Origin of the sequence: Aquabacterium sp., from assembly GCF_041915145.1 — a bacterium.
In the GTDB taxonomy this organism is placed as follows: Bacteria; Pseudomonadota; Gammaproteobacteria; order Burkholderiales; family Burkholderiaceae_C; genus Aquabacterium.
Genome location: NZ_JAYSBZ010000002.1, coordinates 49,858 through 74,622, shown reverse-complemented (window position 1 = coordinate 74,622; position 24,765 = coordinate 49,858). Strand labels below are relative to the sequence as shown.

General features: G+C 66.6%; 22 protein-coding genes and 1 tRNA gene. 18 read left to right on the top strand and 5 right to left on the bottom strand.

Features of this window, described 5'->3' with window-relative positions:
* Window positions 1–4: 4 nt before the first annotated feature.
* Window positions 5–1,732: a single-stranded-DNA-specific exonuclease RecJ gene (gene recJ, locus ACE3SS_RS00850; RefSeq protein ID WP_374590286.1), complete on the top strand. Its 1,728-nt coding sequence runs from the start codon at window positions 5–7 to the stop codon at window positions 1,730–1,732.
* Window positions 1,733–1,748: 16 nt separating this feature from the next.
* On the opposite strand, the gene ACE3SS_RS00845 is transcribed toward recJ, so the two are convergent.
* The 3 genes from ACE3SS_RS00845 to flgA all read right to left on the bottom strand — a co-directional run bounded on the left by ACE3SS_RS00845 (window position 1,749) and on the right by flgA (window position 3,639).
* A complete protein-coding gene (locus tag ACE3SS_RS00845) occupies window positions 1,749–2,129 on the bottom strand; it encodes a hypothetical protein (protein ID WP_374590284.1) in 381 nt (126 codons plus the stop codon).
* 162 nt (window positions 2,130–2,291) lie between these two features.
* Window positions 2,292–2,618, bottom strand: coding sequence for a flagellar biosynthesis anti-sigma factor FlgM (gene flgM, locus ACE3SS_RS00840; RefSeq protein WP_374590282.1), 327 nt, complete (start codon window positions 2,616–2,618; stop codon window positions 2,292–2,294).
* Between the two features lie 139 nt (window positions 2,619–2,757).
* Window positions 2,758–3,639, bottom strand: a complete 882-nt coding sequence (gene flgA, locus ACE3SS_RS00835; protein WP_374590280.1) for a flagellar basal body P-ring formation chaperone FlgA — start codon at window positions 3,637–3,639, stop codon at window positions 2,758–2,760.
* A 157-nt stretch (window positions 3,640–3,796) separates the two neighbouring features.
* Here flgA and flgB point away from each other — a divergent pair, with 157 nt between their 5' ends.
* The 14 genes from flgB to ACE3SS_RS00765 all read left to right on the top strand — a co-directional run bounded on the left by flgB (window position 3,797) and on the right by ACE3SS_RS00765 (window position 16,344).
* The gene (gene flgB, locus ACE3SS_RS00830) at window positions 3,797–4,216 is read left to right on the top strand and encodes a flagellar basal body rod protein FlgB (RefSeq protein WP_374590278.1); all 420 of its coding nucleotides are present in this window, start codon (window positions 3,797–3,799) and stop codon (window positions 4,214–4,216) included.
* Between the two features lie 41 nt (window positions 4,217–4,257).
* Window positions 4,258–4,665, top strand: a complete 408-nt coding sequence (gene flgC / locus ACE3SS_RS00825) for a flagellar basal body rod protein FlgC (RefSeq protein WP_374590277.1) — start codon at window positions 4,258–4,260, stop codon at window positions 4,663–4,665.
* Between the two features lie 46 nt (window positions 4,666–4,711).
* On the top strand, window positions 4,712–5,380 hold the full coding sequence (locus ACE3SS_RS00820) for a flagellar hook assembly protein FlgD (protein WP_374590275.1): 669 nt from the start codon (window positions 4,712–4,714) through the stop codon (window positions 5,378–5,380).
* A 51-nt stretch (window positions 5,381–5,431) separates the two neighbouring features.
* A complete protein-coding gene (gene flgE / locus ACE3SS_RS00815) occupies window positions 5,432–6,691 on the top strand; it encodes a flagellar hook protein FlgE (protein WP_374590273.1) in 1,260 nt (419 codons plus the stop codon).
* Window positions 6,692–6,716: 25 nt separating this feature from the next.
* The gene (gene flgF, locus ACE3SS_RS00810) at window positions 6,717–7,448 is read left to right on the top strand and encodes a flagellar basal-body rod protein FlgF (RefSeq protein WP_374590271.1); all 732 of its coding nucleotides are present in this window, start codon (window positions 6,717–6,719) and stop codon (window positions 7,446–7,448) included.
* Window positions 7,449–7,483: 35 nt separating this feature from the next.
* Window positions 7,484–8,266 carry a flagellar basal-body rod protein FlgG gene (gene flgG, locus ACE3SS_RS00805; RefSeq protein ID WP_374590269.1) on the top strand — a complete coding sequence of 261 codons (783 nt, stop codon included), beginning with the start codon at window positions 7,484–7,486 and terminating at the stop codon, window positions 8,264–8,266.
* Window positions 8,267–8,295: 29 nt separating this feature from the next.
* Window positions 8,296–8,967 carry a flagellar basal body L-ring protein FlgH gene (locus tag ACE3SS_RS00800; RefSeq protein WP_374590267.1) on the top strand — a complete coding sequence of 224 codons (672 nt, stop codon included), beginning with the start codon at window positions 8,296–8,298 and terminating at the stop codon, window positions 8,965–8,967.
* A 40-nt stretch (window positions 8,968–9,007) separates the two neighbouring features.
* A complete protein-coding gene (locus ACE3SS_RS00795; protein WP_374590265.1) occupies window positions 9,008–10,138 on the top strand; it encodes a flagellar basal body P-ring protein FlgI in 1,131 nt (376 codons plus the stop codon).
* Window positions 10,138–11,337, top strand: a complete 1,200-nt coding sequence (gene flgJ, locus ACE3SS_RS00790; RefSeq protein ID WP_374590263.1) for a flagellar assembly peptidoglycan hydrolase FlgJ — start codon at window positions 10,138–10,140, stop codon at window positions 11,335–11,337. Before ACE3SS_RS00795 ends, flgJ begins: the two co-directional genes overlap by 1 nt.
* 19 nt (window positions 11,338–11,356) lie before the next feature.
* Window positions 11,357–13,330, top strand: a complete 1,974-nt coding sequence (flgK, locus tag ACE3SS_RS00785) for a flagellar hook-associated protein FlgK (RefSeq protein WP_374590261.1) — start codon at window positions 11,357–11,359, stop codon at window positions 13,328–13,330.
* Between the two features lie 28 nt (window positions 13,331–13,358).
* Window positions 13,359–14,558, top strand: coding sequence for a flagellar hook-associated protein FlgL (flgL, locus tag ACE3SS_RS00780; protein WP_374590259.1), 1,200 nt, complete (start codon window positions 13,359–13,361; stop codon window positions 14,556–14,558).
* A gap of 28 nt (window positions 14,559–14,586) precedes the next feature.
* Window positions 14,587–15,780 carry an EAL and HDOD domain-containing protein gene (locus ACE3SS_RS00775; RefSeq protein WP_374590257.1) on the top strand — a complete coding sequence of 398 codons (1,194 nt, stop codon included), beginning with the start codon at window positions 14,587–14,589 and terminating at the stop codon, window positions 15,778–15,780.
* 41 nt (window positions 15,781–15,821) lie between these two features.
* Window positions 15,822–15,898 (top strand) — tRNA-Pro (locus ACE3SS_RS00770).
* Window positions 15,899–15,957: 59 nt separating this feature from the next.
* Window positions 15,958–16,344: a hypothetical protein gene (locus tag ACE3SS_RS00765; protein WP_374590255.1), complete on the top strand. Its 387-nt coding sequence runs from the start codon at window positions 15,958–15,960 to the stop codon at window positions 16,342–16,344.
* Between the two features lie 25 nt (window positions 16,345–16,369).
* Here the strand turns inward: ACE3SS_RS00765 and hrpA are convergent, their stop codons facing one another.
* Window positions 16,370–20,269, bottom strand: coding sequence for an ATP-dependent RNA helicase HrpA (gene hrpA, locus ACE3SS_RS00760; protein ID WP_374590253.1), 3,900 nt, complete (start codon window positions 20,267–20,269; stop codon window positions 16,370–16,372).
* A 213-nt stretch (window positions 20,270–20,482) separates the two neighbouring features.
* On the opposite strand from hrpA, the gene ACE3SS_RS00755 reads away from it, so the two are divergent.
* The 3 genes from ACE3SS_RS00755 to ACE3SS_RS00745 all read left to right on the top strand — a co-directional run bounded on the left by ACE3SS_RS00755 (window position 20,483) and on the right by ACE3SS_RS00745 (window position 23,794).
* Window positions 20,483–21,967, top strand: a complete 1,485-nt coding sequence (locus tag ACE3SS_RS00755) for an amidase (protein ID WP_374590251.1) — start codon at window positions 20,483–20,485, stop codon at window positions 21,965–21,967.
* Window positions 21,968–22,064: 97 nt separating this feature from the next.
* Complete coding sequence (argA, locus tag ACE3SS_RS00750) at window positions 22,065–23,414, top strand: amino-acid N-acetyltransferase (RefSeq protein WP_374590249.1); 1,350 nt, start codon at window positions 22,065–22,067, stop codon at window positions 23,412–23,414.
* Between the two features lie 104 nt (window positions 23,415–23,518).
* Window positions 23,519–23,794 carry an oxidative damage protection protein gene (locus tag ACE3SS_RS00745; protein WP_374590247.1) on the top strand — a complete coding sequence of 92 codons (276 nt, stop codon included), beginning with the start codon at window positions 23,519–23,521 and terminating at the stop codon, window positions 23,792–23,794.
* 7 nt (window positions 23,795–23,801) lie between these two features.
* Here ACE3SS_RS00745 and ACE3SS_RS00740 read toward each other — a convergent pair whose 3' ends face one another.
* Complete coding sequence (locus tag ACE3SS_RS00740; protein ID WP_374590245.1) at window positions 23,802–24,758, bottom strand: PA2778 family cysteine peptidase; 957 nt, start codon at window positions 24,756–24,758, stop codon at window positions 23,802–23,804.
* Window positions 24,759–24,765: the final 7 nt, after the last annotated feature.

Genomic DNA, 24,765 nt, shown 5'->3' with positions numbered 1-24,765 from the left:
CACCATGCAAATCACCACCCGCACCGTGCCGCCGCGCACCGCCTGGGCGCTCGAACAATCCGGCGTGCACCCGCTGCTGGCGCGCCTCTTCGCGGCACGCGGTATCCGCTCACCCGACGATCTCGACGACTCGCTCGCCCGGCTGCTGCCGCCCGCCAGCCTGCAAGGCGTCACCGACGCGGCCAAGCTGCTGGCCGACGCCATTGGCAACCGACAGCGCCTGTGCGTGGTCGCCGACTACGACTGCGACGGTGCCACGGCCTGCGCGGTCGCCTTGCATGGGCTGCGTTTGCTCGGCGCCCTGCCCGCCAACACGAGCTACGTCGTGCCTGACCGCGCCGTGCACGGCTACGGTCTCACGCCGGCCATCGTGGATCTGGCCATCGAGCAGCGGCCTGATGTGCTGATCACCGTGGACAACGGCATCGCCAGCCTCGCGGGCGTGGCCCACGCGCGCGAGCGGGGTCTCAAGGTGCTGGTCACCGACCACCACCTGCCGGCGCTGGACGAGCACAGCCAGGTGACGCTGCCCGATGCCGACGTGATCGTGAACCCCAATCAGCCGGGGTGCGCGTTCGAGAGCAAGTCGCTGGCAGGCGTGGGGGTGATGTTCTACGTTCTGCTGGCTCTGCGCGCCGAGCTGCGCGAACGCGGCGCCTTCGCGGCCGACCAGCAACCGCGCCTCGACGCCCTGCTCGACCTCGTGGCGCTGGGCACCGTGGCCGACGTCGTGAGGCTCGACGCCAACAACCGCCGCCTCGTGGCCCAAGGGCTCAAGCGCATCCGCCAAGGCAAGATGCACGCGGGTGTGGCCGCCTTGTTTCAAGCCGCAGGGCGCGACCCGGCCCGCGCCAGCACCTTCGACTTCGGCTTCGCGCTGGGCCCCCGCATCAACGCCGCCGGGCGCCTGGCCGACATGACCCTGGGCATTGAATGCCTGCTCACCGACGACCCCGCCCGGGCCGGCGAGCTGGCCCAGACGCTGGACGGCATCAACCGCGAGCGCCGCGAGGTGGAAGCCGGCATGAAGGAACAGGCCGAGCATCTGCTCGAAACCCTGCTGGCCCAGACCGAGAACCCTGATGAACCGCCGCCCGCCGTGGCGCTCTACGACCCCGAGTTTCACGAAGGCGTGGTGGGCATCGTGGCCTCGCGCCTGAAAGACCGCCTGCACCGCCCCACCTTCGTCTTCGCCATGGGGCAAGACGGCCTGATCAAAGGCTCGGGCCGCTCGATCGCCGGGTTTCACCTGCGCGATGCCCTCGACCTGGTGAGCAAGCGCCACCCCGGCGTGCTCAAGAAATTCGGCGGCCACGCCATGGCGGCGGGCTGCACGCTGGCGGAAGAAGACTTCGATACCTTCGACCAGGCGTTTCAAGCCGTGGCGCAAGAGTGGCTGCAGCCCGAGCACCTGGCGCGACAAGTGCTGACCGACGGCCCGCTGGAAGCGCAATGGTTCGAGCCCGAGCTGGTTCGCACGCTGGACCGCGAAGTCTGGGGCGCCGCGTTCGAGGCCCCGATGTTCAGCGACGAGGTCGAGATCGTGTCGCAACGGCTGGTGGGCGAGCGCCACCTCAAGCTGCAGGTGCGCCACGCCGGCGCCTTGCGCGATGCGATCTGGTTCGGGCGCTCGGAGCCGATACCCGAACGGGGCCGCATGGCCTATCGGCTGTCGGTGGATGAGTTCCAAGGACGCAGCCGCGTCCAGATGGTGGTGGAAGCGGTCATCTGACCGCCACAGCCCGCCTTCAGGCTTGGATGCTGCCGCCGCTGCTGGGCAGGCGCCCGGCGGTGCCGCTGGCGCTGTACACGCCGCTGGTATCGCGGGGCATCATGGCGTCGATGGCGCGATCAAGCGCTGCCGTGGCCCGCGCCAGACATTCGCGCTGAATGGCGACCTGCCCGCCGGCCTTGGCCAGACGGGTGCGCAGCGGGTTGGGCACGTGGCCCTGACGCGCCGCCTGGGCGAACCCGTCGAGCGCCGTCACCAGTGCCCGGTGCAGCTCGGACGCGTGAGCCTCAATGGCCTCGGCGTCGCGTTGAACCAAGGCCTCGCCGAGCAGTTCGAGATGCGTCTCGACGCGCGCCAGCATGGGTTCCAGATCGTCGCCCGCGGCAACAGCAGGCACGGCCTCAAGCGGGACCATGCCAGACGGGGTCGAAGAGCTCTTTGGGCCCGGAGCGTTGTACAACATATCGGCTCGCTGGCTGGTGCTTGTCTGCTTGTTATCAACAGCGCGCGGAGCGAACTCCACGCGCTGCGCGAAAAGAACGCGTCGCGCCGATCAGGATCAGCGTGACTTCTTGCTCAGAACTTCCTGGGCGTTGGCGATCAGCTTGTCCGCGATCACGCCATGATTGACTTCGTACGAACCATCGTCGATGGCCTGCTTGACCTGCTCGACCTTGGCGCCATCGAACTCGGCCGTGGCGGCCGTGACCGACGACAGCAGGTTGCTGGCAGCCGACGAAATGTTGACGGTGGTGCTGTCGCTGGCTGCGGTGGAGCTCGAAGACGCCTTGCCTGCGGTGCGAGCTGTCGAGCCCGAGCCTTCGCCCACGCCCTTGGTGGACGAGACGCCGCCTACAGATTTGTCTAACGGGTTGCCGACTTTCATGACTTTCTCCTTCAGCCCGGCAGAAACCGAGCTGTCACAACCGCTGTATCGGCGCGGTACCGGCAAACTTTAGAGACTTTTCCACCCTCAGTCACCCCTGACGGCCGAGCCTGGTTCGATCTGACAGGCTCGATTGCCGTCATAACAACAATTCCGCAACACGTTCACCCACCGGACGACCGCACACCACGCGGCCAGCCTCGGTGCGGATCCGGGCACATTGCCCCTCGTCGCCCGGCGTGAGCGCCTCGCCCTCGCCGTTGACCGAAAAACCAGGCCCCTTGACGATCAGGCGCACGGGGTCGCCCACCGCGAAGTAGCGCTTGGCCTTGAGATGTTGCTGACGCAGGCTCTGCCCGGCCTGCACGCTGCGCGCCACCAGGCGCCCGACGGCTTCGTCCGGGCTCAGCACGGCCGGCGAGCCGTCTGCGGCCAAATCCACCTCGGCCACGCGCAGATCTGCCGCCTCGATGCGCGAGCCGGGCGTCAGGTTGATCGCCGGCACCACGCCGTGCCCGAATGCCCGCACGGTCACCGGCACGTAGACGTTCCAACGCACGGGGCCTTGTTCGCAGCGCAGCCCGACGCGCGAGCGGCCCCACAGATTCGTGCCGCTCGGCACGTAAGCCTGAACGTTGTCGCAAGGCGCCAGCCGCAGCCGGGTATCGACAGCCCCCAGGCTGACCTCGATCCGGCTCACCGTCGCGCCGGTGCCGCCGATGGAGCCGTTGCCACCGCCGCGCCCCACGCGCTGGGCCACCTGCCGGGTGAGATCGAGCACCTGGGCTTCGATTTGCTCGGGGGCCATCGGGATCACATTCAGTCCGGCGCCACGCGAGTCGATCCGCACCAGGGCCACGGGCGGCGTGGCATCAGCCGAGGCCAGGGCCTTGGCTTCGCTTTTCGACGCCGCGAAGGTCGAGACGCCCCCCCCGATCAGCAGCCCCCCCACGCACAAAACGTGAAGCACGGCACGCAATGCGGCGGCCGGCAGCGAGATGGAGTGGTGGAAGCCTTTCATGACACATGAACTCTAGGCCTCGAAGCGGCAGTAGTAGACAAGGAATTGCCGCCCGAAAGCCACGCTTATCCGGCTCATGTTTGGCTGGTCAGCGGCAAAGAATGAACGCCGTCCCACTCAAAGTGCGCCCCACCAGGCCACGCAACGGGGGTTAGACATGCTGGACCGACTGACGAACTCACTGGACTTTCAAGCGCAAGCACTCAACCTGCGGGCCGAGCGCCAACGCCTGATCGCCAGCAACATCGCCAACGCCGACACGCCGGGCTACCAGGCCCGCGATTTCAGCGTGGGCAACGCCCTGCGTGCCAGCGGCGCGGCCGCCGGCAGCAGCACCGTGGTCACGCTGAGCGCCACCGCGCAAGGGCACTTGGGCACGAATGGCCAGCCCGCCGGATCGACGCCCGACCCGCAAATGCTCTATGCCAACCCCGCCCAGACCAATCTGGACAGCAACAGCGTGGACATGGATCGCGAGCGCGCCAGCTTCGCCGACAACACCGTGCAGTACGAAGCGTCGCTGCGCTTCATCAACAGCCAGGTCCGCACGCTGCTCACGGCGATCACCGGCCAATGAACCCGACCTCACCGCTCAAGCAGTAGCCAAAGGAGCACGCCATGTCGATGTTCAACATCTTCAACATCTCGGGCAGCGCGGTCAGCGCGCAGTCGCAGCGGCTCAACGTGGTCGCGTCGAACCTGGCCAACGCCGACACCGTGGCCGGCCCCGACGGCTCGGCCTACAAGGCGCGGCAAGTCACCTTCCAGACGCAGCTGATGGGCAACCTCGGCGCCGCGGGCGTGAAAGTGGCGCAGATCACCGAATCCCAGAGCCCCGGCCGCCGCGTGCTCGAACCCAACAGCCCGCAGGCCGACGCCGACGGCTACGTCACCTACAGCAATGTCAACTCGGTCGAGGAGATGGTCAACATGATCTCGGCCTCGCGCTCGTACCAGAACAACATCGAAGTCATGAACACCGCCAAGACGCTGCTCATGAAGACCTTGCAGATGGGCCAGGGCTGACCCCGCCTGGTATTGAAGTCCACCCAGCATTCGTAAAGGCCTGACCATGACCACCGTCACCTCATCCTCATCGTCATCCAAATCCGGCACCACCAGCGGCAGTTCGTCATCCACCTCGGGCACCACCTCGGCCGACAGCGCCGACCGCTTCCTGAAGCTGCTGGTGGCTCAAATGAAGAACCAGGATCCGCTCAACCCGATGGACAACGCCCAGGTGACGAGCCAGATGGCGCAGATCAACACGGTGAACGGCATCGAAAAGCTCAACACCTCGCTGAGCAGCATGTCGACCAACATGCTGCAGTCGCAGATCCTGCAAGGTGCGTCACTGGTTGGGCACAGCGTGCTGACCACCGGCAACAGCCTCAAGGTGGACAGCTCGGGCTCGGCGCAGGCCGCGTTCGAGTTGACTTCGGCCGCCACCAGCGTGCAGGTGAACGTGCTCGACTCCGGCGGATCGGTGATCGACACCATGGATCTGGGCGCTCAAGACAGCGGCCTGCACGGCTTCAGCTGGAAGCCCGACAGCGGCGTGAGCACGACCGGCGTGACCTTCAGCGTCACGGCCAAGCACGGCAGCACCAAGCTCAGCGCCACCAGCTACACGAAAGACCAGGTCGATGCCGTATCGACCGGCTCCGACAACACCCTGACCCTGCAACTGCACAACAGCGGCGCGATGGCCTACAACAAGGTTCGCGCCATTTCGTCCTGATCGGCACTCCTGCCCTGACCGCCCCGTAGTACCCGCGAAAGGAAATACATCATGAGCTTCCAACAAGGTTTGTCCGGTCTGAACGCTTCGAGCCGCGACCTCGAAGTCATCGGCAACAACGTCGCCAACGCCAACACCTATGGCGCCAAGTCGTCGCGCGCCGAGTTCGCCGACATGTACGCCAACTCGATGAACGGGGCCGGCAGCAACAGCGTGGGCATTGGCGTGCAGGTCGCCGCGATCGCGCAGCAGTTCACGCAGGGCAACATCACCACCACCGACAACCCGCTCGACCTGGCCATCAACGGCAGCGGCTTCTTTCAGGTGAGCAACGGCGCGGGCCCCAACATGTACACCCGCAACGGCCAGTTCAAGCAGGATCGCGACGGCTATCTGGTGAACGACCAGGCGCACAAGCTGCTGGGCTACCCGGCAGACTCATCGGGCACGATCATCCCGGGCAAGGCCACGCCGATTCAGCTGCCGACGGGGGGCATCAGTCCGCGCGCAACCGACGCCGCCAACATCGAAGCCACGCTGGACTCGCGCGTCTCCGCCACGCCAACCGCCACCGCGATCAACTTCACCGATGGCACCACCTACTACAAGGCCACGCCGCAAACCGTCTACGACACGAAAGGCCAGGACGTCGCGCTGACGTATTACTTCCGCAAGACGGCCACCGACCAGTGGGACGTCTACGCCACCGCCAACGGCACATCGGTATCGGTGGACGCCTCGAACAACCCGCTGCCGATCACCTCGATCACCTTCCCGTCGTCCGGCGGGGTGCCGACCACCCCGACCGCGCCGGTGAGCTTCAACGTGCCCGCGGTCACGCTGACCCAGGGCGGCCTGAGCGAGCCGATCAACAACATCCAACTCGACCTCACCAAAACGACTGAATACGGCGCCCCCTTCGCGGTGACCAACCTCACGCAGACCGGTTACGCAGCCGGGCAACTGTCGTCGATCCAGGTGGATTCGAGCGGGATCATCATGGCCCGCTACTCGAACGGGCAATCGAAGCCTGCCGGGCAGATCGAGCTGGCCACCTTCCACAACAACCAGGGTCTGCAACCGCTGGGCGGCAACGAATGGGCGCAGACCTACGCGTCGGGCGACCCCATCGTCAGCACGCCGGGCGTGGGCAACTTCGGGCTGCTGCAATCGGGCGCCCTTGAGGCCTCGAACGTGGACCTGACAGGCGAGCTCGTCAACATGATCGTGGCGCAGCGTGCCTACCAGGCCAACGCGCAGACCATCAAGACGCAGGACAGCGTGCTGCAAACCCTGGTCAACATGCGTTGATCGCGACTGAGCCAGAGAGGTTGCCATGGATCGCATGATCTACCTGTCGATGACCGGAGCCAAGGCCAATATGGAACGGCAGGACGTGCTGTCGAACAACCTGGCCAACGTCACGACCAACGGCTTTCGCGCCGAGCTGCAGGCCTACCGCGCCGTGCCGGTGCGCGGCGACGGCGCCAGCACCCGCGTGTACTCGCTCGAAACCAGCGTGGGCTACGACGACGCGGCCGGCCCGATCACCGTGACCGGCTCGCCGCTCGACGTGGCCATGCAGGGCAACGCCTGGCTGGCCGTGCAAGGGCTGGACGGCACCGAGGCCTACACCCGCCAAGGCTCGCTGGCCATCGACGCCGAAGGCAACCTCAAGACGCACTCGGGCTTGCCCGTGCTCGGTGACGGCGGCCCCATCGTCATGCCCCCCAACACCACGCCCAGCATCGCACCGGACGGCACGATCAGCGCCAAGCAGGCCAATGGTCTGAGCACCCCGGTTGGCAAGCTCAAGCTGGTGACCCCGGAGACCAAGCTGCAGCGCGGCGAGGACGGGTTGTTTCGCGCGGCCGATGGCGCCGATCTGTCCGCCGACCCCAATGCCCGCGTGCAGGACGGCGCGCTGGAAGGCTCGAACGTGAGTGCCGTGGGCACGATGGTGGCGATGATCTCGGCCGCCCGCCAGTTCGAGGCGCAGATGAAGATGCTGCAAACCGCCGAGAAAAACGAGCAGAGCGCGCAACAACTGCTGTCGGCCAACGGCTGACGCAGCGCCCTGACCGAGCACTAAGGAGTACGACCATGATGCGTTCACTGTGGATCTCGAAGTCGGGCATGGAAGCCCAGCAGACTCAGCTCGATCACATCTCGAACAACCTGGCCAACAGCGCCACCAACGGCTACAAGCGTTCGCACGCGGTCTTCGAAGACCTGATGTACCAGAACCTGCGCCAGTCGGGCGCCAACAGCTCCGAGCAGACGCAACTGCCCACCGGCCTGCAAGCCGGCCTGGGCGTGCGCCCCGTGGCCACCGCCCGCGAATTCAGCCAGGGCAGCCTGCAACAGACGAGCAACACGCTCGACGTGGCAATTCAAGGTCAGGGCTTCTTCCAGATCACCATGCCCGACGGCACCACCGGCTACACGCGCGACGGATCGTTCAAGCTCGACGCGCAAGGCCAGATCGTCACGAACAACGGCTACACGGTGCAACCCGGCATCGTGGTGCCCGGCAACGCGCAATCGGTCACGATCGCCGCCGACGGCACCGTCAGCGCCACCCTGCCCGGCCAAGCCGCCGCGCAAACGCTGGGGCAGATCCAGACGGCCAGCTTCATCAACCCCGCCGGTCTCGACCCCAAGGGCCAGAACATCTTCGCCGAGACCGCCGCGTCGGGCACGCCGAGCACGGCGGCGCCCAGCAGCAACGGCCACGGCAGCCTCTCGCAAGGTTATGTGGAAACCTCGAACGTCAACGTGGTCGAGGAGCTGGTGTCGATGATCCAGACCCAGCGTGCCTACGAGCTCAACTCGAAGGCCATCCAGACATCCGACCAGATGCTGCAACGCCTGTCGCAGATCTGATGAGCCGAGTTGATTGACCGAGACCGCTCATGCTTGACCGCCGCCTGCTCCTCATCGCCGCCTGCTCGCTGCTCGGCGGCTGCCAGACCATGGCCCCGCATGTGGACGTGGTGCAGCCCACGGCCGTGCGCCCGCAGCCGATGGTCGCGCCGCAAGTGGCCACGGGGTCGATCTTCGTCAACACCAACTACCGGCCCTTGTTTGAAGACCACCGCGCCCGCAACGTGGGCGATACGCTGACCATCGTCATCGCCGAGAAGGTGTCGGCCGTGCAGAAGTCCACCAGCACCATCGACAAGAGCGGCAAGGCCTCGGCCGCCGTCACCGGCGTGCCGCTGTTGAACTCGCCCAAGCTGCTGGGCCGGCTCGGCGCGGGCGGCTCCAGCAGCACCGACTTCGCCGGCAAGTCCGACACCGAGAACAGCAACGACATCTCGGGCAGCATCACCGCCACCGTGATCGAGGTGCTGCCCAACGGCCACCTCATCATCTCGGGCGAAAAACAGCTCGGCGTGAACGAGAACGTCGACGTGCTGCGCTTCTCGGGTCAGGTCGACCCCAGCACCATCCAGGTCGGCAACACCGTGGCCTCCACCGCCGTGGCAAATGTCCGCCTCGAACACCGAGGGCGCGGCGCGGCCGCCGAAGCCCAGGAAATAGGCTGGCTGGGGCGGGTCTTTTTGAACGTTTTGCCGTTCTGAGCCGCTTCAGAATGAGGCAAACACCCGGACTGTTTGCCCCATGGACACCACCGACAAGCTCCTCAAATGGCTCATCGCCCTGGCCGCCTTCCTGGCCAGCGCGGCCCTGTGGTGGCCAGCCCCGGCCAACGCGGTTCGCCTAAAGGAAGTCGCGACCATCCAGGGCGTGCGCCCCAACCAGCTGGTGGGCTACGGCCTGGTCGTCGGGCTCGACGGCACGGGTGACCAGACCACCCAGACGCCCTTCACCACCCAAAGCCTCAACGCCATGCTGCAGCAGCTGGGCACCACCGTGCCGCCCGGCACCAGCATGCAATTGCGCAACGTGGCTTCGGTGCTCGTCACCGCCGTGCTGCCGCCCTTTGCCCAGCCCGGACAGGCGATTGACGTGAACGTGTCGTCGCTGGGCAATGCCAAGTCGCTGCGCGGTGGCACGCTGATCGCCACGGCGCTCAAGGGCGTCGATGGCCAGATCTACGCGCTGGCGCAGGGCAACCTCATCATCGGCGGCGCCGGCGCCAGCGCGGCCGGCTCCAAGGTCACGATCAACCACCTCAGCGCCGGGCGCATCCCGGCCGGTGCCACGGTGGAACGCTCGGTGCCCACGCCCTGGCTGCAGGGCGACTCGATCACGCTCGATCTGGCCGCTGAAGACTTCAACACCGCCCGCGAAGTGGCCCGCGCCATCAACGCCGCCAAGGGCCCCGGCCAGGCCATGGCCATCGACGCCCGCACCGTGCGCGTGGCCATGCCGCCCTCGCCCGACGCCCGGGTGTCCTACCTCGCCGACATCGAGAACCTCAACATCGACCAGGCCGCGCCGGCCGCCCGCATCGTGGTGAACGCCCGCACCGGCTCGGTGGTGATGAACCAGGCCGTGACCCTCGGCCCGTGTGCAGTAGCTCACGGAAACCTCTCGGTCACGATCAACTCGACGCCCGTCATCAGCCAACCGGGTGCATTCTCGAGCGGTACGACGCAAGTCGCCGAAAAGGCCGACATCCAAGTGCGGCAGGATTCCGGTTCGCTGATCAACATGCCCGCGGGCACCAAACTCACCGATGTGGTCAAAGCGTTGAATGCGCTCGGGGCCACCCCCCAGGACTTGCTGGCCATCCTTCAAGCCATGAAGGCCGCCGGCGCGCTCAACGCTGAACTCGAGGTGATCTGATGAGCATCGATTCACCAGCCTCAGGCAACGGCAACCTGTCGGGCATGACGCTCGACCTGAACTCGCTCAATGCCCTCAAGGCCAAGGCCGCCAAAGACCCGAACACCGCCGTCAAAGGCGCCGCCAAGCAGCTCGAAACGCTCTTCATGCAAGAGCTGATGAAGACCATGCGCGCCAGCACGCTCAACTCGGGCATGCTCGAAAACAGCGGCACGCAAATGGGCACCGAGATGCTCGACACCGAATTCGCCGGCCGCATGAGCGGCCTGCCGCACGGCTTGAGCGCCGCCATCGAGCGCCAGTTGAGCCGCCAGATCGGCGGCCAGAGCGAGGCGGCCAAAGCCACCACCACGAATGCCGCCCCCGACGGCCTGACTGGGCGCCTGTCGATGACGCTGAGCACACCGGCTGCGTCGGCCAACCAGACCACCACGGCGACCACCTCGACCACCGCCTTGAGCCGGCTGACGCTGAACGCCCTGCAAAGCGTCAGCCAGATGCCCGGCGACGCCAGCGGCGACGCGCTGAGCCTCGGCAACCTGACCGGCGCGGCACCCGGCGCGTTGAATCTGCTGCAGTCGATGACCAACTTGAGCGCTGGAGCAAGCTCTTCGCTCGGTATCGCCAACAACGGCGCCCAGACCGAGGCCGCGCTCGCGCCGGCCTCTGCCGCCAATGCGGCCGCCTCCAGCGTCGGCGCCAACGCCAGCACCAATACCCGCCTGCGCCCGGCCGAAGCCTTCGTGCGGCAGCATCAGGCCGCCGCGCACGCCATCGAAGCCGAGACGGGCATCCCCGCCGCCAACCTGATCGGGCAGGCCGCCCACGAGTCCGGCTGGGGCAGGCACGAGATCAAGAACAAGGACGGCACGCTCAGCCACAACCTCTTCGGCATCAAGGCCGGGGCGGACTGGAAGGGCAAGGTCGCCGAGGTCACCACCACCGAATACATCGGCGGCGTGGCCCGCCGCGTGACGGCCAAGTTCCGCTCGTACGACTCGTACGAAGAATCCTTTCGCGACCACGCCAAGCTGCTGACCAACAGCCCCCGCTACAGCAACGCGGTGGCGCAGGCCTCGAGCGCGCAGGGCTACGCCAAGAGCCTGCAAAAAGCCGGCTACGCCACCGACCCCGGCTACGCCGACAAGTTGACGCGGGTCATCAACACCGCGCTGCGCCTGCAGCGCACGGTGACCTGAAGCGCAGGAGGACTCGCCCATGTCTGCAGGTGGACTCTTCAGCATCAGCACCGGCGCCCTCGCCGCCAACTATGCGGCGCTGAACACGATCGGCAACAACATCAGCAACGCGAACACCCCCGGGTATTCGCGGCAGCAGGTTCAGCTCGCCACCGAAACCGGGCAGTACACCGGTGCGGGGTTCTTCGGCCGCGGGGTCAAGATCACCACGGTGTCGCGCGCGTCTGACGACTTCCTGACCAAGGAGGCCTCGTTGACCACGTCTCAGTCGTCGATGGACACGGCGCGGCTCGATCAGCTCAAGCAGCTCGAAAAGCTTTTCCCGACCGGCGACCAGAGCATCGGCCAGGCGGCGCAGAACATGCTCAACGCGTTCGCCGACGTGTCCACCAACCCGCAGGATGCGGCCGCCCGGCAGGTGGTGCTGTCGCGGGCTTCGCAGCTGGCCGCGCAAATGCGTGCCTCGGGCGAGCAGATGACCGCCATGCAGCAGGGCATCGTGTCCGACGTGCGTGTGTCGGTGGACGCGGTCAACAAGCTGGCCGCCCAGGTGGCCAACCTGAACCAGCAGATCGCCGGCTTCAACGGCACGGGCCACAGCCCCAACGACCTGCTCGACCAGCGCGATCAGGCGATCAACGAGATCAGCAAATACATCCAGGTCACGACCATTCCGGCGCCCGACGGCACGATGGGTCTGTTCATCGGCGGCACGCAGCGCCTGGTGCTGGGCAGCCAGGCCCAGCAGTTGAGCGTGACCAACGACACCTACGACGCCAGCAAGGCGCGCATCTCGATCCAGGACTTTTCGGGCGCGCGCGAGCTGGACTCCGGCACGCTCGCTGGCGGCAGCATTGCCGGCATGCTGCAGTTTCAAGATCAAGACTTGACTGATGCCCGCAACATGCTGGGGCAGATCGCCGCGGCAATGTCGTCGCGCGTCAACGAGCAACAGTCTTACGGCCTCGATCTCGGCAACCCGCCCTCGGCCGGAGCCCCCATCTTCAGCGTCGGCGGCCCGCGCGTGCTGCCCGCCTCGACGAACGGCAAGACCGCCGGCAACTTCACCGCCACGGTCGGCATTTCGGTCACCGACGCCACCAAGCTGCAAGCCAGCGAATACGAGTTGCGCGCCGACCCCAACAATGCCGGCCTGTACCTCGTCACGCCGATGTCGGGTGGCCAGGCATCGGGCACGCCGATCTCTTACGACCCGGCCGCCTCGCCGGCGCAGGTGATCGACGGCTTCACGCTCAACATCGGCTCGCCCGCTCCTTCGGCGACCGATCGCTTCCTGATTCAGCCCGTCAGCCAGGCCGCCCAAAGCATGCAGCGCGTGCTCAATGACCCCAAGGGCATCGCCGCCGCATCGCCCGTCACGGGCACGGTGGCCGCCACCAACACCGGCACGGCCACGCTGGCCTCGCTCACCGTGGTGAGCTCGACGCTCAACCCCACGCTGACGGCAAAGATCAACTTCACGTCGAGCTCCGGCAACTACAGCTGGACGCTGACCGACCCCAGCAACACGGTCGTGAGCTCTGGCACCGGCACGTGGCAACCCAGCCAACCGATCTCGCTCAACGGGTTCGACCTGAAGCTCGACGGCGTGCCCGCCAATGGCGACTCCGTCACCGTGGCGCCCACCACCTACCCGGCCAGCAACAACGGCAACGCGCGCGCCATGCTGGCCTTGCGCGACGACACGATGGTGGGCCAAAGCGCCACGTCCGCCGGGTTCACCGTCACGGCGGCCTACGCGCAAGACATGGCCGACATCGGCGTGCGGGTGCAAGGGGCGCAGAGCACGTCCGACATCTCGACGTCGATCGCCAAGTCGGCCAAAGATGCCCTGAGCAACGAAACCGGCGTCAACCTTGACGAAGAAGCCGCCCGGCTGATTCAGTATCAGCAGAGCTACCAGGCCGCCGCCAAAGTGCTGCAGGTCGCGCAAGGGGTGTTCGACACCCTGCTGAGCATCACGGGCCGTTGATCCGAACCTCGACTGACTGGAGTCCCGCATGCGAGTCAGCACCGCCAACACCTACGACAACTCGATCACCAACCTGCAACAGCGGCAGATCGACATGTCGAACAAGCAGAACCAGAAGACCTCGGGCTTGCGCGTCAACGCCCCGAGCGACGACCCCGTGGCCGCCGCGCGAGCCGAGCGCGCCCAGGCCACGATCTCGCGCTCGGAGGCCGACAAACGCACCGCCGAAGCCGCCAAGAACGCGATGACGCTGTCCGAGTCGGCCCTGGGCGACGCCACCGACTTGCTGCAAAGCGCCCGCGAGACCCTGGTGCAGGCCGGCAACGGCAGCTACACCGATGCCGAGCGCCAGGCGCTGGCCGCCAAGCTCAAGGAGATCCGCAAGCAGCTGTTCCAGGTGGCCAACAGCCCGGACGGCAACGGTGGCTATCTGTTCGGTGGCCAAGGTTCGGCCGCCCCACCCTTTGTGGACGCAGCCGGCGGCGTGCAGTTCGTGGGCCAGGGCGGGCAGAACCTGTCGGACGCGGGCGACACCGTGCCCACCACCATCGACGGCGAGGCCACCTGGCTGCAGGCCCGCAGCGGCAACGGCGTCTTCGTGACCAGCTCGTCGGTGCAAAACGGCTCGGCCTGGATCAACGCGGGCAGCGTCAGCAACCCCGCGCAGATCACGGGCCACAACTACGACATCCAGTTCACCGTGTCGGGCTCGACCACCACCTACAACGTCGTCGATACCACGCTGGGCTCCACGGTGGTGTCGAACGGCACGTATTCGCCCGGCACCGCCATCCAGGCCGATGGCATGTCGTTCACCATCTCGGGCACGCCGGCCAACGGCGATACCTTCCAGATCCAGCCGTCCACCAACAGCCTGAGCGTGTTCAGCGCCATGGACAAGGCCATCACGGCGCTCAACGCCACCGGGCTCAACAGCGGACAGATCGCGCAAGCCGTCAACCAGGGGCTGCGCGACATCGATGCCGTGTCGTCCACCATGGGCAGCGCCCGGGCGGCCGCCGGCGAAACGCTCAATCGCATCGACGGCATCGAGAACCGCATCGACGCGCAGTCGCTGTCAGCCAAGACCGCGAAGTCCAACGCCGTCGATCTCGACATGGTCTCGGCAATTTCCGATTTCCAGACGCAGCAAAGCGCCTACGACGCCGCGCTCAAGACCTATTCACTGGTGCAGAAGATGTCCTTGTTCCAGTACATCAGCGGCTGACGAACCAATTACAACCCTCAGGACACTCATGGACTCCAACATCCTCGGCCAGATCGCGCTGGCGTACTCGCCACTCATCGACCGCAACCGCTCGGTCTCGGCCACCCGCCTGAGCATCTTCCCGTTGCAGCCCGGCGCGGCGCTCGATTCCGGCAGCCTGCTCGAAGCCATCTCCGAGGTGTGGCCGGTGGGCGGGCCGGCGGTGGCGCTCAACGTGCTCAGCGAGTCGCTGCTGCAGGACATCCTGGCGCGCCAACCCGCCACGCACATGATGATCGAGATCCCGGCCTTCATGGCCAGCGACCCCGAGAACACCAAACTCATCACCGACCTGCACGCCAACGGCAACACCATGCTGCTCAAGGGCCGCCCGGTGCGCGAGTTGCCGCGCGAGGTGTTGCCCTGCTTCAAGCATTCGATCATCGACCTGTCGGACGACCGCCGCATCGACCCGAGCTCGGTGGCCCCGCATGGCGTGATGCGAACCATCAGCCACGTGCAGAGCGGTGTACGCACCGTGGCCGACATGGAAGCCTGCTTCCGCCGTGGTGCCGTCGCCGTGCTGGGCTGGCCCATCCATGACGCCATCGAGGGCGCCACACGCGCAGCTGACCAACCTGGGCTGCAGGTGATCGTGCAACTGATCGATCAGGTGCACAAGGAAGAAGACATCGAGAAGCTCGAGAACACCCTCAAGCGCGATCCGCCGCTGGCCTTCAAGCTGATGCGCTACATCAACTCGCCGGCATTCGGCCTGTCGGTCGAGATCAGCTCGTTCCGCCACGCCATCATGATCCTCGGCTATCAGCGCCTGAAGCGCTGGCTCGCCCTCCTGCTGGCCACCGCCAGCAAGGACGTGAACCTGCGCCCGGTGATGTACGCCGCCGTGCGCCGGGGCCTGCTGATGGAAGAACTCGTGCGCTCGTCGGGCGACGACGAAATGCGCAACGAGATCTTCATCTGCGGCGTCTTCTCGCTGCTCGACCGCATGTTCCGCCAGCCCTTCCCAGAGCTGCTCAAGACCATTCCGGTGCCCGAACGCGTCTACATGGCGCTGGCCGAGAACGCCGGGCCCTACCAGCCGTATTGCGATCTGGTACGCGCCATCGAAGGCGAAACGCTGGACGAAATCCGCCACGGAGCCGACCAGCTGATCACCGGGTTCGGCGAAATCAATCGTGCCATCCTGAAGGCGCTATCGGCCGCCAGCCAGCTCGAATAGCGGAACTCCAACACCCCGAAGTGACATACAATGCCCAGCTTCGGGGCGTAGCGCAGTCTGGTAGCGCATCTGCTTTGGGAGCAGAGGGTCGTGAGTTCGAATCCCACCGCCCCGACCACACATACCAATCAAAAAGGGTTGACCGGCCATGCCGGTTGACCCTTTTTTTGTCCCCACATGAAGCAATCGGGTGCAAAACCAGCCGGGCCGGGCAGACAACCCGCCCGCAAATTCTCAGCCAAGCGCGGCGGCAACAACAAAAGCACGTTGGTGACGCCGGGCGACGGCTGGCGCATGTTCGCACAGCCGCATGACGATCTCGAATACCTGGGCACGATCCAGCGTGGTCTCGAAATCGGCGCGCTCGCCCGCGACCTCGCCGGCAACTATTTGCAAGTCAACGGCGACATCCGCCAGACGCTCAACGCGAGCCGTGTAGAAACGGCTTTGCGCGCTGCCAAGCCCAAAGCGACCAGCTACGTTCAACGCCAGCCCGCCACTCCCAGCAAACCGGTGGTGGTCACCGTGAAGCCGCGCCGTCGTGTGATCGTTCCGCCAACCTGACCGTCACGCTCATAACCAGCACAGGTCACGCACTCATCTGTGCCCAGACCTTTTCGAGCCGCTTCGCGCTCACGGGTTGAGGCGTGCGCAACTCTTGCGCAAACAGGCTGACGCGCAGCTCTTCGAGCAACCACCTGAATTCTTCGAGCCGCGCGTCGGGCGTGCCCTTGAGCTCCGCCAACCGGCGCGTGTAGCGCTGCTCCAGCGGGCGCAGCTCGGCCAGCTTGGTCGCGTCGCGGGCGGCATCGGCGCGCAACTTGTCGAGCCGCAAGGCAATGCCCTTGAGGTAGCGCGGCGCGTGCTGCAGTTGAACGTAAGGCGTGACGGCCACAAAGCGCTTGGGCATCAGGCGTTGCAACTGGGCTTGAATGTCGTCGGCCACGTCCTTGGGCGGCTTGCCGTCCTTGAGCTTGCGCGCCGCCGCCTGGTATTCGACCAGCACCTGCCCCGCCAGCCGCGCGATCTCTTGCGCGATCAGGTTGAGCCGCGTGCGCCCTTCTTCGACACGAGCCTTGAAGCTCGCCGCGCTGAACGGTAGCGGGTCTTGCAAGAAGGCGCGGTCCAGCGCGACTTCGATGATCTGATCGCGCAGTTCGTCTGCCGTGCCCAGCGTCATGTAAGCCATCGCCATCTTCTGCAGATCGGGGATGTTTTTCTCGAGGTACTTCAGCGGCTCCTTGATCTGCAAGGCGACCAGGCGACGCAAGCCCGCTCGGTGCTTGCTGGCCGCCGCCTCGGGTTCGTCGAACACCTCGATCTCGACGTGCGCGCCCTTGTCGATCAGCGCCGGAAAGCCCACCAGCGTCTGGCTGCCCTTTTGGATCTCCATCAGCTCGGGCAGCTCGCCGAACGTCCAGTCGGTATAGGTGGCGGCCGCATGGGTCTTGGTTGGCGATGCACTGGCAGGCGGGTTGGACTTGCCCGAGGCGACGCGCGCAGCGCCGCTCGTTGCGGCTCGCGGCGCCTCGACAGGCTCGCTTGCCGGCTCAGCCCGCACCGCACCTTTCAACGCCGCCAGCGCCTGGAACGCACCCCGGGCTTGTGCGCCCAGCTCGGCCTTCAGGCTCGCCAGGTTGCGCCCCTGGCCCAACTGGCGGCCGTGCTCGTCCACCACGCGGTAGTTCATGAACAGGTGCGGCTGCACGAGTTCGAGCTTGAAGTCAGCGCGCTTGATGTCGAGCTGGGTCTTGTCTCGCACGGCCTTGAGCAGCGCGTCGAGCAGGCCGCCGGCCTTGACGTAGTCGTCGAAGGGCTGGGCCGCGATGAAGCTGTCCACGTAGTCGGGCAATGGCACCAGGCGCGCACGCGGCTTCTGGTGCAGGCTTTTCACCAGCGCCAGCACCTTGTCTTTCAGCATGCCGGGCACCAGCCATTCGCCGCGCTCTTCGCTGACCTGGTTGAGCGCGTAAATGGGCACCGTCACGGTGACGCCATCGCGCGGGTCTCCCGGCTCGTGCAAATAGGTCGCCGCGCAGTCCACGCCGCCGAGGCGGATGGTCTTCGGGAAGGCCGCGCTGGTGATGCCGGCCGCCTCGTGGCGCATCAGCTCGTCGCGCGTCAGCATCAAGAGCTTGGGCTCGCGCTTGCTGGCCTCGCGAGCCCAGCGCTCGCAGCTGGCGCCCGACACCACGTCGGCCGGCAACTGGCTGTCGTAGTAGGCGTAGATGAGTTCATCGTCAACCAGCACGTCTTGCCGGCGCGATTTGTGTTCGAGCGCCTCGACCTGCGCGATCAGCTTGCGGTTGTGGGCGACGAACGGCAGCTTGGTCTCCCAGTCGCCATTCACGAGCGCCTCGCGGATGAAGATCTCGCGCGCCTGCGCCGGCTCCACCAGCCCGAAGTTCACACGCTTGTTGTTGTAGAGCACGATGCCGTAGAGCGTGGCGCGCTCGAAGGCCACCACCTCGGCGGCTTTCTTTTCCCAGTGCGGCTCGAGCAACTGCTTCTTGATGACGTGCGCGGCGATACCGGGCAGCCACTGCGGGTCGATCGACGCCAACCCGCGGCCGTAGAGCCGCGTGGTCTCGACCAGCTCGGCGGCCACCAGCCAGCGCCCGGGTTTTTTCGACAAGTTGGCCCCGGGGTGGCGCCAGAACTTGATGCCCCGCGCGCCGAGGTACCACTCGTCTTCATCGCTCTTGCAACCGATGTTGCCCAGCAGACCGGCCAGCATCGACAGATGCAATTGATCGTAGGTGGCGGGCTGCGTGTTGAAACGCCAGCCGTGCTCGGCCACCACGGTGTGCAGTTGGGCGTAGACGTCGCGCCATTCGCGCACACGGCGCGGGTTGATGAAGTTCTCGCGCAACAACTGCTCTTGCTTGCGATGCGAGAGCTTGTGCTCGGGCGCTGCCGCCCCGCCTTCGGCTGACTTGCCCCGCGCGTGCTCTAGCCATTTCCAGAGCTTGAGCGTGCCCATGAACTCGGACTTTTCGTCATCGAACTGCTTGTGCTTCTGGTCAGCGGTCTGGGCATGCTCGGTCGGCCGATCCCGCACGTCCTGCACGCTCAAGGCCGACGCGATTACCAACACTTCGCTGAGCGCGTGGCGGCTGCGCGCTTCCAGGATCATCCGGCCGACGCGCGGGTCGAGTGGCAGCTTCGACAGTTCGGCGCCGATGGGCGTGAGTTCGTTTTGTTCATCGACCGCGCCCAGCTCGGCCAGCAGTTGGTAGCCGTCGGCAATGGCCTTGCGCGGCGGCGGTTCGATGAACGGAAAGTCGTCCACCAACCCCAGATGCAGCGCCTTCATGCGCAGGATCACGCCGGCCAGCGACGAGCGCAAGATTTCGGGGTCGGTGAAGCGCGGGCGGCCGGCAAAGTCCTTCTCGTCATACAGCCGGATGCAGATGCCGTTGGCCACCCGGCCGCAACGACCGGCGCGCTGGTTGGCGGCCGACTGGCTCACCGACTCGATCTGCAGCTGCTCGACCTTGTTGCGGTAGCTGTAGCGCTTGACGCGTGCCGTGCCGGCGTCGATCACGTAGCGGATGCCCGGCACCGTGAGCGAGGTCTCGGCCACGTTGGTAGCCAGCACGATGCGGCGCGCGCCGTGCGGCTCGAAGACGCGGTCTTGCTCCTGCTGGCTCAGGCGAGCGAACAGCGGCAGGATCTCGACGCCCGCGTGCTGCTTCTTGCGCAGGTGCTCGGCCGCGTCGCGGATCTCGCGCTCGCCGGGCAGGAAGACGAGGATGTCGCCCCCACCGCCCGCGCCACCTTCGCGCCACAGCTCATCAGCCGCGTCGGCAATGGCGTCGTTCAGGTCGTACTCGCGCGACTCTTCGAACGGCCGCCAACGTTGCTCGACGGGGAACAGCCGCCCCGACACCATGATCACCGGCGCCGGGCCCTTGCGACTTTCGAAATGGCGGGCGAAGCGATCAGCGTCGATGGTGGCCGAGGTGATGATCACCTTCAGGTCAGGCCGACGCGGCAGCAACTGCTTGAGGTAGCCGAGCAGAAAATCGATGTTCAGGCTGCGCTCGTGGGCCTCGTCGATGATGAGGGTGTCGTAGGCGCGCAGGTCGGGGTCGCTCTGGGTTTCGGCCAGCAAGATGCCGTCGGTCATCAGCTTGACGCTGGCGCCGGGCTGCAGGCGGTCTTGAAAGCGCACCTTGTAGCCCACCACCTCGCCCAGCGGCGAGTTCAGCTCTTCGGCAATGCGCTTGGCCACGCTGGACGCGGCAATGCGCCGCGGCTGCGTGTGGCCGATGATCTGGCGCCGCTGCCCCGGCTCGCGCGGCTGACCCCAGCCGCCGCGCCCCATCGCCAGCGCGATCTTGGGCAACTGCGTGGTCTTGCCCGAACCCGTTTCGCCGCAGACGATGACGACCTGATGTTCGCGCAAGGCCGCTTCGATGTCGGCCCGCTTGCCGCTGACGGGCAGCGATTCGGGGAAGGTGATGGGAGGCAAAGAGAACGACACGCTGCTGAATGACCGATGAAGGCTTGCTCGCCAAACCGGCCATTATCTTTTGATGTCCAGGTAGCCCGCATCAACCCCAACTCGCCACACCGCCCTCCGTTGGTACATTGGCGTACCAGCCAGCGAGTCTGGCATCGGGGAGTACCCGGGCGGCGTCCACGGCGGTATCCATCACGGCAGAACCAGCCTTTCGGCTGGCGGAGACAACATTACATGCGATTCGACGAATACGTCCACTACGACGCGCTGGGGCTGGCTGATCTGATACACCGCCGAGACGTCCTGCCGCTTGAACTGCTGGAGCTGGCCATCACCCGCGCCGAGCAAGTCCAACCCCGGATCAATGCCATGGTCCTGCGGATGCACGACGCCGCCCGGGCGCGCTGCACCCAGCCTTTCCCGGCCGACGCGCCCTTTGCCGGCGTGCCCTTCTTGCTGAAAGACCTGTTTCAGGACGTCGCCGGCCTGCCCACCTCGTGCGGCAACCGCGCGCTGGCGCGCTTGCCCATGCCCACCACGAGCGACACGGTGCGCCGCTGGCAAGCAGCTGGCCTGGTGATCTTCGGCAAGACCAGCGCCCCCGAGTTCGGCTCGCGAGCCGTCACCGAGCCTCGCGCATTCGGCCCCACCCGCAACCCCTGGAACACCCACCACACGCCGGGTGGCTCATCGGGCGGCTCGGCTGCCGCCGTGGCGGCGGGCATCGTGCCGACAGCCGGCGCCAACGACGGCGGCGGCTCCATCCGCATCCCGGCGGCCTGCTGCGGGCTGTTCGGCTTCAAGGCCGGGCGCGGGCGCGTCTCGATGGGCCCGGACGTCGGCGAAGCCCTCAGCGGCGCAGCCGTGCAAGGCGTGCTCACCCGCAGCGTGCGCGACAGCGCCGCCATGCTCGACGTGCTGCAAGGCCCCGAGCCGCACGCGCCCTACTACATGCCGCCGCCCGAGCAGCCCTATTTGCAGGCCATCCAGCAAGCCCCGCGGCCGCTGCGCATCGGCTTTTCGAGCGCGTCGCCGATCGGCACGCCGGTCGACCCGGAGGCTGTGCGCGCAGTTGAAGACGCTGCCAAGCTGCTCGAATCGCTGGGCCACCGCGTCGAACCGGCCAGCCCGCCGGTGGACGGCCAAGCCCTGGCGCACGACTTTCTGACGGCCTGGTTCGTGGCCCAGAGCTACCTGATTGATCTGGTGCGATCCGAAACCGGTTGCGGCCTGGGCGACTTCGAGCCCGACACCCGCATGCTCGCCGCCATCGGGCGCAGCATGTCGGCCACCGAGCTGATGAAATGCGAAGGCCGCTGGCAAGAACATGTGCTGGCGTTGAGCCAATTCCATTCCACCCACGATCTGTGGCTGTCGCCCACCCTGGCGGCCCCGCCCGTGCCCATCGGCACCTTCGACACCCCGCCCGCGCTCAGCATCGGCAGCGAGATCATCGCCCGCCTCGGCATGGCCGGCTGGCTGGCCCGCAGCAGCATCTTCAAGCGCATCGTCATCAACAACCTGGGCTGGACGCCCTACACCCAGCTGGCCAACCTGACCGGGCGCCCGGCCATGTCCGTGCCGCTGCACTGGACGGCCGCCGGCCTGCCGCTGGGCGTGCAGTTCGTGGGGCCGCTCAACAGCGAAGCCACGCTGCTGCAACTGGCGCGGCAGCTCGAAGAAGCCCGCCCCTGGTTCAACCGCCGCCCCGCGCTGTAAGCCACCCGCGCTTGATTCAGCCCAGGCGTGCGGTCAATGCCCTTACCATTGCGGTTGGTTCTCGCATCGCCCTCACCCTGCACTGACTCTGCCGCCCATGGATCTGGTTTTTCCGCACACCTTCGTCCCCTGGTTTCGCTCGGTGGCGCCCTACATCCATGCACACCGTGGCAAGACCTTCGTGGTGGCCATCTCGGGCGACCTGATCGCCGCCGGCAAGCTCGCCACCTTCGCGCAAGATCTGTCGCTGCTGCAGGCGATGGGCATCAAGGTCGTGCTGACCCACGGCTTTCGCCAGCAGGTTGAAGAACAGCTGCGCGAAAAGGGCCACGTCTCGCGCTACTCGCACGGCATGCGTATTACCGATTCGGTCGCGCTCGACTGCGCGCAAGAAGCCGCCGGCCAGCTGCGCTACGAGATCGAAGCCGCGTTCTCGCAAGGCCTGCCCAACACCCCGATGGCCGGCGCGCAGGTGCGCGTGCTGTCCGGCAACTTCATCACCGCCCGCCCCGTGGGCATCGTGGACGGCATCGACTTCATGCACACCGGCCTGGTGCGCAAGATCGACGCGGTCTCGATCCGCCGCGCCATCGACGCCGGCTCGATGGTGCTGCTGTCGCCCTTCGGCTTCTCGCCCACCGGCGAGGCCTTCAACCTGAGCGTGGAAGACGTGGCCACCGCCGCCGCCATCGCCCTGCAGGCCGACAAGCTGATCTTCGTGACCGAAGTGCGCGGTTTGCCCCAAGACCTCTCGCAGGCCGGCGAACCCGATTACGAGATCGACCAGGAACTGGCCCTGGCCGACGCCGAGCGCGTGCTGGCCTCGCTGCCCAACCCCACGCAACCCACCGACACCGCCTATTACCTGCAATACGCCGTGAAAGCCGGCAAGAACGGCGTGGAGCGCGTGCACATCATTCCGTACAAGCTCGACGGCGCGCTGCTCATGGAAGTCTTCACCCACGACGGCGTGGGCACCATGATCGTCGATGAAAAACTGGAAAGCTTGCGCGAAGCCACGGTCGACGATGTGGGCGGCATCCTGCAGCTGATCGAGCCGTTCGAAAAAGACGGCACGCTCGTGACACGCGACCGCACCGAGATCGAACGCGACATCGACCAATACACCGTGATCGAGCACGACGGCGTGATCTTCGGCTGTGCCTCGCTGCACCCCTACCCCGAGGCCAAGACCGCCGAGATGGCCGCACTCACCGTGTCGCCCGCCGTGCAAGGCTCGGGCGACGGCGAGCGGATCTTGAAGCGTATCGAGCAACGCGCCAAGGCCATGGGCCTGGACAGCCTCTTCGTGCTGACCACGCGCACCATGCACTGGTTCATCAAGCGCGGCTTTGCCCAGGTCGATGCCGACTGGCTGCCGGAAGCCCGCAAACGCAAATACAACTGGGATCGCCGCTCGGTGGTTCTCGTGAAGCCGCTCAAATAGGGCGCGCCCGAATAACCCGGCCCACCCGCAGTCACGGCCGACGTGGCATAACTGCTCTAGCCCCCTCTTCGACTCCACCGCATTCCAAAAGAAAGGACTCCGCCATGGCTCGCACCGTGCAATGCATCCACCTCAAGAAAGAAGCCGAGGGCCTCGACTTCGCCCCCTACCCCGGTGAACTCGGCAAGCGCATCTATGAAGGCGTGAGCAAGGAAGCCTGGCAGATGTGGCTCAAGCACCAGACCATGCTGGTCAACGAAAACCGCCTCAACCTGGCAGACGCCAAGGCCCGCCAATACCTGGCCCGCCAGATGGAGCAGTTCTTCTTCGGCGCTGGCGCCGAGCAAGTGCAAGGCTACGTGCCGCCGAGCCAAGCCTGACAAGGGCTCAGCGCAAGGCTTGAGCGGTCTCCTGGAGCGCATCCAGCCACTGCGGCTCGCTCTTTCGGGCTCGCTCAATCCCCCGCTCCACCGCCGCCCGGGCACCGTCGCGGTCACCGAGGTTGTCGAGCGTCTGCGCCAGATTGTTCCAGGCCGCCGCGCTGTCGTGCCGTTGGGCCGCTTGCGCAAAGGCGGCAGCGGCGCCCTTCCAGTCGCCCATGGCAAAGCGGGCATTGCCCAAGCCCATCCAGGGCAGCAAGGCACCGGGCCAGCGCTGCGTCAGCGGCGTCCAGGCCCTGGCAACCAAGCCGGGCTTGGCGACGCGCTCGAACCCCAGCACCGCCTGGGTGGCGTCGGCCTCGGTGGCTTGCAAGGGCAGCTCGCCCGGCTGGGTGACCACGAAAGCCCAGCGATCAGCGCGGGCCCAGGTGTATTCGAACGTCGCCAGCGGCATCAGCTCGCGCTCGGTCACGCCGCTGCGCAGCACCAGTTGGTCGGCGTCGAGGTCGTAGCCGACCAGCACGGCGTAATGCCAGCGTGGCAACCACGCCAAGCCCAGATTGAGCAGCACCACGGGCGGGTGCCCGGCAGCCACCTCGCGCAGCAAGGCGTCTAGACGTGGCGGCAGCCGGGTCGCCACGGCGCCACGGCGCCGAGCCGCAGCCAGCATTTCGACCTGCAGGCTGCCTTCGCGAGCCGGCAAGAACACATCGCCGGCCAATTGATCGGGTGCCGATGGCAAGCCCACCTGCGTCAGCACCGTGGCCAGCGCCGCCGGCCCGCAGTGATACGGCGTCTGCGGGAAGAACGGCACCTCGCGCAACTCGGCGCGGTGCGGCAGATCGACCGGCGCGGCCTCATGCAACGCCGCGGTCTGCGGCGGCGGCAACCACGCGGCGCAACCGCTCAACGCGAGCGCCACGCAGCCGGCCACCAGCCCGCGCCGCAGCGATGAGGCCTGCACGACCCGA